Below are 13720 nucleotides of genomic sequence, written 5' to 3' on the forward strand. Positions count from 1 at the left end.
GCACCTCCGCCGTCGACGCCTCGATGCTCACCGGCGAGTCCGTCCCGGTCGAGGTCGGCGTCGGCGACGCCGTCACCGGGGCCACCGTCAACGCGGGCGGCCGGCTCGTCGTCGAGGCCACCAGGGTCGGCGCCGACACCCAGCTCTCCCGCATGGCCGCGCTCGTCGAGGACGCCCAGAACGGCAAGGCCGCAGCGCAGCGCCTCGCCGACCGGATCTCGGCGGTCTTCGTGCCGGTCGTGATCACCCTCGCGATCGCCACGCTCGGCTACTGGCTGGGCACCGGCGAGGGCTGGACCGCCGCCTTCACCGCCGCCGTCGCCGTGCTGATCATCGCCTGCCCGTGCGCCCTGGGCCTCGCCACCCCGACCGCGCTGCTGGTCGGCACCGGCCGCGGCGCCCAGCTCGGCGTGCTGATCAAGGGGCCGGAGGTGCTGGAGTCCACCCGCAAGGTCGACACCATCGTCCTGGACAAGACCGGCACCGTCACCACCGGCCGGATGACCCTGCTCGCCGTCCACACCGCCGACGGCGTCACCGAGGCGGAAGCGCTGCGCCTCGCCGGCGCGGTGGAGCACGCCTCCGAGCACCCGATCGCCGCCGCCATCGCCGCAGCCGCCGCGAAGGCGGGCGGACTGCCGCCGGTCGAGGACTTCGAGAACGTCCCCGGCCTCGGCGTCCAGGGCGTCGTCGACGGCCACGCCGTGGTCGCCGGGCGGGAGGCGCTGCTCAACGAGTGGGCGCAGTACCTGCCCGAGCGCCTCGCCGAGGCCAAGCGGAGCGCCGAGGCGGCCGGCCGCACCGCGATCGCGGTCGGCTGGGACGGCGAGGCGCGGGCCGTCCTGGAGGTCGCCGACGCGGTCAAGCCGACCAGTGCGGCCGCCATCGCGGAGCTGCGCCGCCTGGGGCTGACCCCGGTGCTGCTCACCGGTGACAACCGGGCGGTGGCCGAGGCCGTCGCGGCCGAGGTGGGGATAGCGCCGGAGCACGTGATCGCCGAGGTCATGCCGCAGGACAAGGTGGACACCGTCAAGCGGCTCCAGGCCGAGGGCAAGGTCGTCGCGATGGTCGGCGACGGTGTCAACGACGCGGCCGCGCTGGCCCAGGCCGACCTCGGCCTCGCGATGGGCACCGGCACCGACGCCGCCATCGAGGCCGGCGACCTGACCCTGGTCCGCGGGGACCTGATGGCCGCCGCCGACGCGATCCGGCTCTCCCGCCGGACCCTGGCGACCATCAAGAGCAACCTGTTCTGGGCCTTCGGCTACAACGTCGCCGCCCTGCCGCTCGCGGCGGCCGGGATGCTCAACCCGATGATCGCGGGCGCCGCGATGGCCTTCTCCTCGGTCTTCGTGGTCGGCAACAGCCTCCGGCTCCGCCGCTTCCGCTGACCCGCGCACCGACCCGGCCCGCCCGCAGGAGAGGCCCCGGAACCGCCACGCGGTTCCGGGGCCCTTGGTGGTGCCGGGCCGTCCTGGTACGACCCGCCATCGGTTACGCAAAGTAGTCACTCTCCGAAAGCCCCGGCCGGCGATCCGTCGTACACCCTCGCTCTGACCTGCGCTTGAAGGCCGGTTTGCCCGGCCTTGGCGGTTTGTCCACCGAAGCGCGACCCGGGCGAGACCGGGTCGAGATGTGACGCTCCGAAACTTGTTAGGCAAGCCTTCCCTGGCCTAAGTTCTCGTGCCGTCAGGCCGCCGAAACGCGCCCGCACGGCCCGAACGGCGGTCGCGGGAGCGCTCGGCCGGCCGAACCCCCGCCACCTCGGAGGAGCCTCACCATGCCCGGAACCGTCCGGCCCCTCGCGGCCATGTCCCTCGTCGCCGCCTGCGCCCTCGCCCTCGCGGCGTGCGCCGGCTCCGGCTCCGGTGGCACCGACGGCTCTCCCGCCCCCTCCGGCGCCGCCCTCGCGGGCCAGACCGTCACCCTCTACAGCGGTCAGCACGAGCAGACCGTCAAGGCGCTGACCGACGACTTCACCAAGCGCACCGGGATCAAGGTCGAGCTGCGCTCCGGCGACGAGGCCGAGCTCGCCAACCAGATCCTCCAGGAGGGCGCTGCCTCCCCGGCGGACGTCTTCTACGCCGAGAACCCGCCCGCCCTGACCGTCCTCGACGACAAGGGCCTGCTCGCCCCGGTCGCCGCCGACACCCTCACGTCGGTCCCGGCCGCGGACAGTTCGCCGAAGGGCGACTGGGTCGGCGTCTCGGCCCGCACCTCCGCCTTCCTGGCCGCCACCGGCAAGGGCGCCGACACCGCGCCGCCCGCCTCCGTCCTGGACCTCGCCAAGCCCGAGTGGAAGGGCCGGCTCGGCATCGCCCCCAGCGAGACCGACTTCGCGCCGGTCGTCACCCAGGTCCTCAAGGCCGGGGGCGAGGACGCCGCCAAGCAGTGGCTCAAGGGCCTCAAGGACAACGCCAAGGTCTACGACAGCAACGAGACGCTCGCCGCCGCGATCAACAGCGGCGAGGTCGAGGGCGGCGTCATCGACCACTACTACTTCTACCGGATGCGCGACGAGAAGGGCGCGGGCGCCACCCACAGCACCCTGCACTACTTCCCCAAGGGCGACCCGGGCTCCCTCGTCGACGTCTCCGGCGCCGCCGTGCTGAAGAGCGGCAAGCACCAGGCCGCCGCGCAGGCCCTCCTCGCCTACCTCGCGAGCGCCCCGGCGCAGACCGTCATCGCGAACTCCGCGAGCTACGAGTACCCGCTGGTCACCGGCGTCCAGGGCAAGCCCGAACTGCCCGCCCTGGACGGCATCGGCACCGTCGCCGACCCGGCCCGGCTCGGCGACGGCAAGCAGGCACTGGGGCTGCTCCAGGACGCCGGACTGCTCCAGTGAGCAGTCCGGACCTCGTCCGAGGCCCGTCCCCGCTCCGGCGGTGGCGGGCCACCGGCCTGCTCGCACCCGTCGCGGTGGCGGTCGTCGCCGTCGTCGCCTCGCCGCTCGGCTTCGTCATCGCCCAGGCCGCGCAGGGCGGGTGGGACCAGGCCCGGCGCCTCCTCGGCCGCCCGCTGATCGCGACGCTGCTGTGGCACACCGTCACCCTGGCCGCCGCCGTCACCCTGCTCACCGCCGTGCTCGGCTTCGCCGCCGCCTACCTGGTCGAACGCACCACCCTGCCGGGGCGCCGCGCCTGGACCGTCGCGCTCGCCCTGCCGCTCGCCGTACCGGAGTTCGTCCGCGGCTACTCGTGGGTCTCGCTGTTCCGCTCCGTGCACGGCTACTGGGGCGCGGTGCTCGTGATGACCTGCTCGCTCTACCCGCTCGTGTTCCTGCCCGTCGCGGCGGCCCTGCGGCACGGCGACGCCGCCGCCGAGGAGGTCTCCCGCTCGCTCGGCCGCGGCCGCCTCGCCACCCTGTGGCGCGTCACCCTGCCGCTCACCCGGCCCGCGCTGGCCGGCGGCGTCCTGCTCGTCTCGCTCTACCTGCTCGGCGAGTACGGCGCGTTCGCGATGCTGCGCTACACCACCTTCGCCACCGCCGTGTTCACCCAGTACAAGCTCGGCTTCGACGCCGCCTCCGCCTCCCTGCTCACCCTCGTGCTGGTGGCGCTCGCGCTGCTGCTCGTCGGCCTGGAGGCCTGGGCCGGACGCAACGCCCGCGTCACCCGCCACGGCGCCCTCGCCCGCGCCGCGCGCCCGGTGCGCCTCGGCCACTGGACGGCGCCCGCGCTGGCCGGCCTCGCGGCGCTGGTCGGGGTCGCGCTCGGCGTGCCGGTGTACGCGCTCGGGTACTGGCTGGTCAAGGGCAGTTCGACGACGCTGCCCTCGGCCTCCGTCCTCGGCGCGACCCTCGCCACCCTCGGGTACGCGCTCGGCGCCGCCCTCGTCGCCACCGCGGCGGCCGTGCCGGTCGCCCTGTACGCGTGGCGGCGCGGCAGCCGCCCGGCCAGGGCCGTCGAGCGGGTCGCCTACCTGACCCGGGCGCTGCCCGGCATCGCGGTGGCCCTGTCGGTGGTGTACTTCGCCGTCCGCTACGCCCAACCCCTGTACCAGCGGCCGCCGATGCTCGTGGCCGGGTACGTCGTGCTGTTCTTCCCGCTCGCCCTCACCGCCGTCCGCGCGGCCCTCGCCCAGGTGCCGCCCGGAGTGGAGGAGGCCGCCCGTTCGCTCGGCACCCGGCCGCTCGCCGTGCTCGGGCGCGTCACCCTGCCGCTCGTCCTGCCCGGACTCGGCGCGGCCGTCGCGATGGTCGGCCTCACCGCCTCCACCGAGCTGACCGCGACCCTGCTGCTGCGCCCCACCGGTACCCAGACCCTGGCCACCCAGTTCTGGGTGTACACCAGCGGACTCGCGTACGGGGCCGCCGCGCCGTACGCGGCCCTCATGGTGGTGCTGTCCGTCCCGTCCGTGCTCCTGCTGACCCACCGCACCCTCGGCCGCCCAGGGAAGAACTCATGACCGGTCTCTCTGTTGTCGATCTGCACGCCACCCACGGGCGCAGCCCCGTCCTCTCCGGTATCGACCTGACCGTCGAGGAGGGTGCGCTCGCCTGCATCCTCGGGCCCTCGGGCTGCGGCAAGTCGACGTTGCTGCGGGTCGTCGCAGGCTTCCACCCGGCCGCCTCCGGCAGCGTCGTGCTGCACGGGCGGACGCTGGACGACGGGCGGGCCCGGGTCGCCGCCGAGCGCCGCAACATCGGCCTCGTCCCGCAGGACGGCGCGCTGTTCCCGCACCTCACGGTGGCCGGCAACATCGGCTTCGGGCTGCCGCGCGCGGAGCGGCGGGCGCGGGTCGCCGAACTGCTGGAGCTGGTCGGCCTGGCCGGGTTCGGCGACCGCCGCCCGCACCAGCTCTCGGGCGGCCAGCAGCAGCGCGTCGCGCTCGCGCGCGCCCTGGCGCCCCGGCCGGGGCTGCTCCTGCTGGACGAGCCGTTCGCGGCGCTCGACGCGGCTCTGCGGGCCGAACTTCGCCGGGAGGTCGCCGCGACCCTGCGGAAGGCCGGGACCACGGCGATCCTGGTCACCCACGACCAGGACGAGGCCCTGGCCTTCGCCGACACCGTCGCCGTGCTGCGCGACGGCCGCATCGCCCAGGCCGGCCCGCCCGACACCCTCTACCACCGCCCGGCCGACGCCGCCGTGGCCCGCGTCCTCGGCGAGGCCAACCTCGTGCCCGCCACTCTCGTCGACGGCCGCGCCGACACGCCCTTCGGCGCGCTCCCGCTGGCCGAGTCCGCCCCTACGGCCTCCCGCGGTCTGGCCCTCGTGCGCCCCCACCAACTCCACCTCACCGCCGAGCCCGCTCCCGGCGCGGTGCGCGCCCACGTGCTCGGCTCGGACTTCCGCGGCCACGATCACCGCGTGGAACTCCGTCCCGAGTCCGACACTCTCCCGCCCACCCTGATCGCCTACACCACCCGCCCCTGGCGCCAGGGCGAGGCCTACGTGACCACATCGGGCCCGGTCCACGTGCTCCCGGCCGACGGCTGACTCCTGGAGAGCCGGTACGGGCCGAGGCAGTAGGCGTAGATTTGGCGCCGGCCATAGGTCTGCCACTCCACCCCGAGCCTCCTGCGCACCCGTGAGCTTGTGCTCCGACTGCCGGTTCCGTGCCGCTCCGGCCCGCGACGAGTTCGGACTCACCCTCTCCCCGGAGAAGCAACGTGCGTGGTGGAAGAGTGAGGACGGTCCTGGCCGGGATCTGCCTCCCACGGCTTTCGCGGCGTGACTCCGGGGCCACGGTCTGTTCGACGTCTGCCGTTGGTGTCGGCGGGGCGTGACAGAACGTCCGGCATGGAGACCAACGGTGCCGAGTCGGCGTTCGCGCCCGGGGGCCGCCGTGCTCCGGGTCGTGGTCGAGGAACTGCGGGCGCACGGCGTCTCGACGGCCGGGATTCCACCCCCCGCCGTGGCCCGCGGGAGTCACTGAGGCGGCAGCGCCACCGCCTGCCAGCGGTAGGCCGTGTCCTCCTGCCAGCACTGCAACTCGCCCTCGACGACGGCCGCCAGGCACAGCCGCCAGTCGTCCCCGACGGCCAGCGCGACGCGGGTGGCCGGGCGCAGGGTGGGGCGCCACCAGCGCGGGTGGCGGGCCGGGGTGGCCGTGCGCAGCCGGACGCCGCCCTCGCCGGCCAGGGCGAGGGTCGGGCCGCCGCGGTGGCCGGCCAGGGCGAGCGCGTGGGCGGGTTCGCCGTCGCCGACCTCGGGGGCGGGGCCGGCCGCGCCGAGGGTGTGCAACTGGACGGAGCCGTCGGTGCGCAGCGTGGCGGCCTGCGGTCCCGCCGAGGTGCGGGCGAGGGCGGCGGCGCGGAGCGGTCCGGGCGGGCCGAGCGGGGTGGGGGTGCTGCCGGTCCGCCACCACAGGACGCGGTCCCGGTGCTGGACGAGGACGAGCCACGCGCCGGGCCGCTCCTCGACGGCGGCGAGGACGCGGTCGGCGGGGCAGTCGGGCAGTTCGCGGCCGGTGAGGGTGCGCCCGGGGGCCCAGCGGAAGGAGTGCAGCGTGCCGCCGGCGGCCGTCCAGACGGTCAGTTCGCCGGTGGCGTCGACGCCGCCCGCGAGGCCGGTGACGCCGCGCGCGGCCTCCCACCAGCCGGTCGTGGTGCCGACCCACAGGGTGCCGGTGCCGTCCTCGGCGCAGAGCACGATCTCGCCGTGCCGCCCGGCCCGTCCGCACACCAACTCCCTTACCGCGCCGGGCCCCTGTCCGGGCGGCCGGCGCCCCGCGGTGCCGGCCAGGACGACGCCGCCGTCCGGCGCGGCCGCGGCGACCAGCGGTGTGCCGCCCGCGTCCGGGAGGACGGCGAGGCCGGTCGTGCGGGGCAAGGGGCGGTGCGCGCGCAGGAGTTCGCGGCCGCGGGCGGCCCAGGGGCCGAGCGGGGCGGGCCGGCGGTCGGGGTCGCGGGCGAGCGGTTCGCAGGCCCAGTCGGCGAGTTCCTCGCCGTAGCCGGCGGCGAGGAGTTCGGCGCGGGCCTGCTCGACGGCCAGCCGGTGGTCGAGGCGGCCGTGTTCGGGCAGCAGGAGGGCGCGGGCCAGGGTGCCGACGGCGAACAGGTCCTTGGCGGTGGTCGGGAAGCCGCCGACCTGCTCGGCCTCGGGCGGCACGTGCCCGGGGGTGAACACGGCGACGGTGAGGGTGTGGTCGAGCGGGGCGAGGAAGGTGAGGTCGATGAGCTTGACCTGGCCACCCGCGTCGACGAGGACGTTGGCGGGGGAGATGTCGCGGTGCACCCAGCGCTTGCGGTGCAGTTCGTCGACGATGCGGCACAGCCGCAGCAGCACCTCGGCCGCCGCCGCGGGCCCGGACCGGTTGGCGCGGGCCCAGGTGTGCAGCGGGACGCCGTCGACCCAGGGGGAGATCTGGTAGCCGAGCAGCCCGCCGGTGGGCGCGGCGCCGGGCCGGTGCGGGGAGGGGCCGAGGAGGAAGCTCGGCACGACGAGGTCGGTGATGCCGAGCCGGTGGGCGTTGTGCGAGACGTCGTCCCAGCGGCCGAGCCAGCGGCGGACCTCGGACGGGTCCCGTTCGAGCATGATCTTGGCGGCGACGAGCTCCTTGCGCCCGTTGTGGCCGGTACGAACGGCCCGCCACACCTCGGCCTCCCCGCCCCGGTGGTGGAAGGCGAGGAGTTCGTACTGCTCGGGGTCGAACTCCGGCCCGAACCGCAGCCCGGGTACCCAACGCGACTCGGACACGCCACCCCCGTCTGCTGCCTGACGCCGGGCCGTCGACGACGGCCCGGCTGTTCGCGGTGCCCAGGATAGTGCTCGTTCCTGTTCGGCGGCCCCGCGGAGGGCCTATCCTGATGCTCGCCGAGCAACATCATGAAATAGCGTCAACTCATGATCGACCATGCGTATTTGATCATGATGGGGGCGGTTCGGAAGCACAGGGGGACGGTGCATGGCGCAGCTCGCGGTGGTGCTGATCGTGGTGGCACTGGCCGCTGTGGCGGGCGCCCTGGTGGTCCGCCACAGGCGGGCGCTCGACCCGCAGGCGGTGGCGAAGGCCCTGGCCGGGGCGGCCGAGCGGCTCGCGGCGGGCAAGGCCCAGCAGGCCCGGCGCCGCTACGCGAAGCTGGCCGGCCGGCTCGCCGGGGCGACCGGGGCGCTCGCCGAGCAGCGCGGCCTCGCCCTGCTCGGCCAGGCGGAGGCCACGGTCGCCGCCGGTGACCCGCAGGCCGCCCTCGCCCTGCACCACGAGGCCTTCCCGCTGCTCGCCGACCCGGCCCGGCAGTTGCCCCGGTGGAGCCTGCAACGCCTCGCCGAGGAGCGGATGGCGGCACCGGCCGGGCCCCTCGCGCCGCTGCTCGCCTTCCTGCGGGCGACGGCCGGCGGCGCCGAGGCGGGCACCGAGGCCCAGGCGGCGGCCCGCGCCCTGGACTGGCTCCAGCGCCTGTGCCACGACGGCCCGCCCGAGCAGCGCGACACCGCGACCACGGAGGCCCTCGCCGCCCTGCCGGGCCGGGACTGGCCGGTGCTGGCCCGGGCGGCCGTCCTGCGCGGCACCGAGCGCGCCGAGGAGGCCGAGTCCCTGCTCGCGGCGGCTGCGCCGGGCGGCGGCGGTGAACTGTGGTTCCGCTGGGGCGCGCAGCTCTTCGCCCTGCGCCGGGACGCCCCGGCCGTGGCCGCCTTCGACGAGGCGCTGCGGCGCGCGCCGGGCGAGGCGTACCGGTGGTCGCGCGGGCCCGCCCTGCGGGCCGAGAGCCTGCTGTTCCGCGGCCTGGCCCGCCAGCGGCTCGGCGAGACCGACGCCGCGTGGGCCGACTTCCAGGCCGCCGCGGGCGAGGCCTCCTGGGACCCGCGCCCCCGCTACGCGCTCGGCCGCCTCGCGCTGCTGCTCGGCGCCGACGACCAGGCCCAGGAGCAGTTCGGCGCCGCGCTCGCCGCCCAACCCGCCTTCGCCCCGGCCCGGTTCGGCCTGGCCCTGGTTCACGAGCGGGCCGCCCGCGCCGCCGAGGCCGCCGCCGACTACCGCGCCGGCCTCGACCTCGCCCCCGACTGGCGCCCGGCCCGGGTCCGGCTCGGCGCCGCTCTGCTCGCCGCCGGGCGGACGGCCGAGGCCGAGCCGTTGCTGCGCGCCGAGACGGGCGACGACTCCCGGTGGGGACGGATCGCCGGCTTCCACCACGGGCTGGCCTGCTTCCGGTCGGGCGACCCGACGGGTGCGCTGACCGCCTTCGAGCGGTTGCGTGACGACGACCTGCGCACGTGGCTCGCCGTCGTCCGCGACCGGCTGGCCCGGAAGAGCCTGGCCACCGACCCCGCTGAGGCGCGCGAGCTGTGGCAGCGGGCCGCCGCCGACGACCCGCACGCGCCCGGCTACCGGCCCGCCCTGCGGGAGGCCGCGCTGCGCGAGGCGGCCCACCTGCTCGTCACCGGCCGCGACCGCCCCGAGGCGCGGACGCGCGCGGCCGAGGCGCTCGCCCTCGCGGACGGCCTGCCGGGCACGGTCGGCGCCCGGCAGGGGCGGCTGCGGGCCGCGCTCGCCCTGGCCGGGGGCTCGACGGAGGGCCTGCCCGGCCTGCTCGACGCCCACGCGGGCCCGCGCGACCGCTACCACCTGGCCGCCGCGGCGCTCCTGGCCGGCCGCCCGGTGCAGACCGTCGCCCTGCTCGCGCCGCTGGAGCCGGACCCGGCGGGAGACCCGGCCGTCGCCCGTCTGCGGGCCGCCCTCGCCGAGCGCGCCGGGAACTGGGCGACGGCGCTGGAGTGGCACCGGCACTTCCTGGCGGCGCCGGCGCCGCGTGTTGCCGCGCCCGCCGCCGGTGCGGGAGCCGTCCCGGTGCCGCGCGCCGCTTCGGGAGCCGTCCCGGTGGTGCCGTCCGTCGGGTGCGCGGTCTGCGGGCGTCCGGCGTCCGGGGTGTGCGGCGGCTGCGGGCGGGAGACGTGCGGCGTCCACTCCGAGCGCGCGGGCGCGGCCGAGGCGCCCCGGTGCACGGGCTGTGCGGGCCCGGACGCGCCACCGGCGTCGGGAGCCGCACGGGGCGCGGTCCCGGCGGCGGGTGCCGCACGCGGCGCGGTCACGGGGCCCGTCGTTCCGGGCCCGGTGCCTGGCGCCCCTCCGCACCCCTACGTCACCGGGCCGGTCGGTGCCGGTGGCCCGGCGCAGGATGCGTCGCCGAACCCGTACACCACCGGCCCGGTGCCGGCACCCGCTTCCGCCTCCGCCTCCGCACCCGCACCCATGCCCGCCTCCGGGCCGGCGCCCGTCGCCGCCCCGCCCGCCGACACCGTGTGCGCCTTCTGCACCACCGCCCCCGCCACCGGCTCGTGCGGCGGCTGCGGTCGCGAGGCGTGCGGCGCACACCTCCACCGGCCCGCCGACGCCGCCTCGCCGCGCTGCGTCCGCTGCGCCGGACCCGCCCTGCGGGCCGTCCTGGACTGCGCGCGCCGCGCCGGTGTGCCCGAGCAGGCCGAGCCGGTGCTCGCCGCCTGGGCCGACGCGTTCGGCGACGGCGCCCCCGCCGCGCCCGTGCGGCTCGACCTCGCCCTGCTCCGCGCCGAACTGGGCCGCCTGGACGAGGCGTTGGCCGAGCTGCCGGAGACGGCCGCCCGGGAGCGCGCCGCCGTCCTGGTCCGCCGGGCCGCGGGCCGCCTGGATGCGGGCGAGCCCGGTGCGGCCGCCGGTGACCTCCGCGAGGTCCTGCGGCTGTCGCCGGGCCACTCGCAGGCCGCCGCCACCCTCGGCATGCTGGCCGAGCACGAGGCCCACCGGCACGCCCTGGAGGGCCGGCGCCGGGAGGCGTGGCAGGCCTACCACGCGCTGCTGCTCGCCGACCCGACCGACGCCCGCCTCCTGCACGCCGCCGGCCTCGCCGGCTACCGGCTGGCGACCGCGCCCGGTGCGGAGGGCGGGGCGGAGGGCGGGACGGCCGACCCGCAGGTCTGGCGCTGGACGATCGGCTGCCTGGCCGCAGCCCTGCACCTGCCCGCGCTGTGGGCCGAGTCCGCCCGGATCACCGGCCGCCCGGCCGAGCCGGCGCGCGTCGCCGCCGCCCGCGCCGCGCTCGTCGACCGGCTGCGCGTCGACCTGCGCGCGCTCGACGAGGCCGAGGGCCGCACCGGCGAGGACGTGGCGAGCTGGACGCTCCGCCTCGCCATGGAGTCGTACTGCGCCGACGCTTTCGTCCGGGCCGACCTGACGCTCCGGCAGCCCGGACGGGCCACCGCCGGCCGCCTCGTGCACGGTCCGACGCTGGCCGGGCTCCTCCGCTCCGCACCGGAACTCCCCTGGTGGGGCGACCAGTTCGACCGGGCGGTGCAGGGCTGGCAGCGGGCGTCGCGCCCCGAGCCGCACCCGCTCGACCGGGCCCTCGACCTGTTCGGACCCCTCGGGCCGCAGCACTTCCTCCTCATCCAGGGCCGCCAGTCCGCCGCCGTCGAGGCGCTGGACGCCGTCCCCGAGGCGCAGCGCGATGACGCCTGGCGCGGCCTGCTCGTGACGACCCTGGTCGACGAGGCCCGCGGGCACCGGCGCAACCAGAACTGGCGCGAGGCCCTCGACTGCCTCACCCGGGCCCACGCCGTCCCCGGGGCCGCGCTGCCCGCCGACGCGTCCGGCATCGCTGCCGAGTCCGGTCTGCGCGCGGCCCGCGCCCTGCTCAAGAGCAGCGACGACGACCAGCAGGGCGCGGCCGAACTCCTCGAACGCGCCCTGGTGCTGGCCCCCGACCACGCCGACGTGCGCAGTGACCTCGGCGCGACCTACGCCCAGTGGGCCCGGAAGATCAACAACGAGACCAAGGACTACCCCCGCGCCCTCACCCTGCTGCGCAAGAGCCTCGCCCTCAACCCCGGTGACCAGACCGCCAAGCAGTTCCTCTCCGCCGCGCTCGGCAACCGGGCCAGCCAGCTCACCCAGCCCGACGCCCCGGCCCGCGACCTGGAAGAGGCCGTGGAGCAGTGGCGCGAGCTGATCGACCTCAGCCCCGACCCGGACCACCGGCTCGGCCTCGCCTTCGCGCTGCGCCGCCTCGCGCTCCTCGCCGCGCTGGCCGGCCGCAGCGCGGTGGCGGTGTCCCGGATGGCCGAAGCCCTGCGTGCCGACCCGGAGTTCACCGGCCGGCCCGAGACCGAGGCCTCGCGCAGGGTCGCCGTCATGCTGGCCAACCACATGCTGGACACCCTCCAGGACGCCCCCTTCGCCGAGCGCGCCGCGATGCTGCGCAAGGCGATGGAGTACGACGGCGAGGGCGCCGACGTCCGCAAGCTGGCCGTCAGCGTGTGGCGCAGCGAGGCCGTCGAGCAGTACGAGGCGCGGCGCTACCCCGAGGCCGTCCGGCTGCTGGAGGAGGCGCTGCGGCTGTCCGCCTCGGCGCAGGACACGGCGAAGCTGCACACCGAGCTCGGGATCGTCCTCAGCGCCCACGCGGTGGCCAGGGCCAACGCCCGCGCCTACCGGGAGGCCCGGCAACTGATCAAACAGGCCGTCGAGCACAGCCCGCAGGATGCCGAGCTGCGCGCTCTCCAGCGCAAGATCAACTCGCTGTACTGACCCGGCCGTCGCCCCGGGCCGCCGTTCCGGCGACGGCCGGACCCCGCAGTCGAAGGAGAACAGCCCGCGCCATGCCACTGGAAGAACCGTCGCCGTACGAGATCCTGGGCGTCCCGCCGACCGCGAGCGCGCGCGAGATCCTCCTCGCCGTCGGCCCGGCGATGCGGGCCGGCCGGTACACCCGGGTGGAGGTCCAGGAGGCCGCGGCCCTGCTGCGCAACCCGGACAAGCGGCTGGAACTGGACCTCCAGCAGCCCCTCCCGCCGGAGCCGGTCGACCGCGCCGCCGGGCTGCTGGCGCCGGCCCTCGCCGACCCGCTGCTCGTCGTCGAGCGGCCCCAGCCGCCGCCCGCCGCCTCCTTCCTCGCGCTCCATCGGGCCGAGCTGGCCGCCGACTTCGCCGAGCCGGCCCCGTCCGGCACCGCCCCCGAACCGCCCGTCCCGGCCCGCTTCGCCGCCGACCTGTCCGTGCTGCCGCAGATCGAGGTCCCCGAATGACCACCCACCACGCCCCGAGCCCCGAACCGTCCGCGTCCCTGCCGGCGCCGCTGCCGGTGCCGGAGCGCGCCCGGGCGCTCGACCTCGGGCAGAGCTTCACCCAACTGCTCTTCCGCGCCTCGATGCTGACGCGCAAGCGCGAGGAGGAGGCGCAGGCCGCCCGGGCCGCGCAGCAGGAACTGCTCGGCGCGCTCGTCGAGGTGGACGACGCGCTCGCCTCGCTCGGCCTCGACCCGGAGCTCGTCCACCTCGGCCGCGGCGCCGGCATCGAAGCCACCCGGCGGCGCCTGCTCGGGCGGCTGGCCAAGGCCGGGGTGCGGCCGATGCGGCTCGAAGGGCTGACGGCGGACCCGGTGCTGGCCGAGATCGTCGGCACCGAGCCGAGGCGGGGGGTGGCGCCGGAGACGGTCGTGCAGACGGTCGTCACCGGGTTCTTCTGGGGGGACGAGGTGCTGCGCCGGGCCCAGGTCGTGGTCGCGGCACCGGAGCCCGAGCCGGTGCCCGTGCCCGTCCAGGAGTCGGCGCCGGAGCCGGAGGAGGAGTCCGTGTACGAGCTCGGCGCGGGGTACGTGGAGGCGGTGCTCGCCCCGGAAGCGAAGCCCGAGGGGGGCGTCGAGGCCGAGGGCACCGGGGACGCCGCAGTCGAGCCCGTGGACGCCGCGGAGCCCGTCGAACCCGCCCCCGGCCCGGCCGCGGGCCGCCCGAAGACGCCGCCCACCAGGCCCCGGCGGGCCCGCACGGGCTCCGGTACGCGCCGCAAGCGGAAAAAGAACTAGAGGGGA

Annotated in this window: 8 protein-coding genes; 7 read left to right on the forward strand and 1 reads right to left on the reverse strand. The window is 77.0% G+C overall.

What is annotated here, in order from left to right; all coding sequences use genetic code 11:
* The 4 genes from PUR71_RS03775 to PUR71_RS03790 form a co-directional block, all read left to right on the forward strand.
* Positions 1-1391, forward strand: a 1391-nt coding sequence (locus PUR71_RS03775) for a heavy metal translocating P-type ATPase (protein WP_329924868.1), incomplete at its 5' end; no start/stop codon positions are given.
* A 389-nt stretch (positions 1392-1780) separates the two neighbouring features.
* On the forward strand, positions 1781-2845 hold the full coding sequence (locus tag PUR71_RS03780) for an extracellular solute-binding protein (protein WP_329924869.1): 1065 nt from the start codon (positions 1781-1783) through the stop codon (positions 2843-2845).
* Positions 2842-4407: an ABC transporter permease gene (locus PUR71_RS03785; RefSeq protein ID WP_329924870.1), complete on the forward strand. Its 1566-nt coding sequence runs from the start codon at positions 2842-2844 to the stop codon at positions 4405-4407. Before PUR71_RS03780 ends, PUR71_RS03785 begins: the two co-directional genes overlap by 4 nt.
* Positions 4404-5438 carry an ABC transporter ATP-binding protein gene (locus PUR71_RS03790; RefSeq protein ID WP_329924871.1) on the forward strand — a complete coding sequence of 345 codons (1035 nt, stop codon included), beginning with the start codon at positions 4404-4406 and terminating at the stop codon, positions 5436-5438. Before PUR71_RS03785 ends, PUR71_RS03790 begins: the two co-directional genes overlap by 4 nt.
* Positions 5439-5870: 432 nt before the next feature.
* Here the strand turns inward: PUR71_RS03790 and PUR71_RS03795 are convergent, their stop codons facing one another.
* A complete protein-coding gene (locus PUR71_RS03795) occupies positions 5871-7640 on the reverse strand; it encodes a protein kinase domain-containing protein (protein ID WP_329924872.1) in 1770 nt (589 codons plus the stop codon).
* 208 nt (positions 7641-7848) lie between these two features.
* Here PUR71_RS03795 and PUR71_RS03800 point away from each other — a divergent pair, with 208 nt between their 5' ends.
* The 3 genes from PUR71_RS03800 to PUR71_RS03810 all read left to right on the forward strand — a co-directional run bounded on the left by PUR71_RS03800 (position 7849) and on the right by PUR71_RS03810 (position 13714).
* On the forward strand, positions 7849-12441 hold the full coding sequence (locus PUR71_RS03800) for a tetratricopeptide repeat protein (RefSeq protein WP_329924873.1): 4593 nt from the start codon (positions 7849-7851) through the stop codon (positions 12439-12441).
* Between the two features lie 71 nt (positions 12442-12512).
* Positions 12513-12938: a hypothetical protein gene (locus PUR71_RS03805; RefSeq protein WP_329924874.1), complete on the forward strand. Its 426-nt coding sequence runs from the start codon at positions 12513-12515 to the stop codon at positions 12936-12938.
* On the forward strand, positions 12935-13714 hold the full coding sequence (locus PUR71_RS03810; RefSeq protein ID WP_329924875.1) for a nucleotide exchange factor GrpE: 780 nt from the start codon (positions 12935-12937) through the stop codon (positions 13712-13714). Before PUR71_RS03805 ends, PUR71_RS03810 begins: the two co-directional genes overlap by 4 nt.
* Positions 13715-13720 lie beyond the last annotated feature (6 nt).

This window comes from Streptomyces sp. SP17BM10 (assembly GCF_036322405.1).
Taxonomy (GTDB): domain Bacteria; phylum Actinomycetota; class Actinomycetes; order Streptomycetales; family Streptomycetaceae; genus Kitasatospora.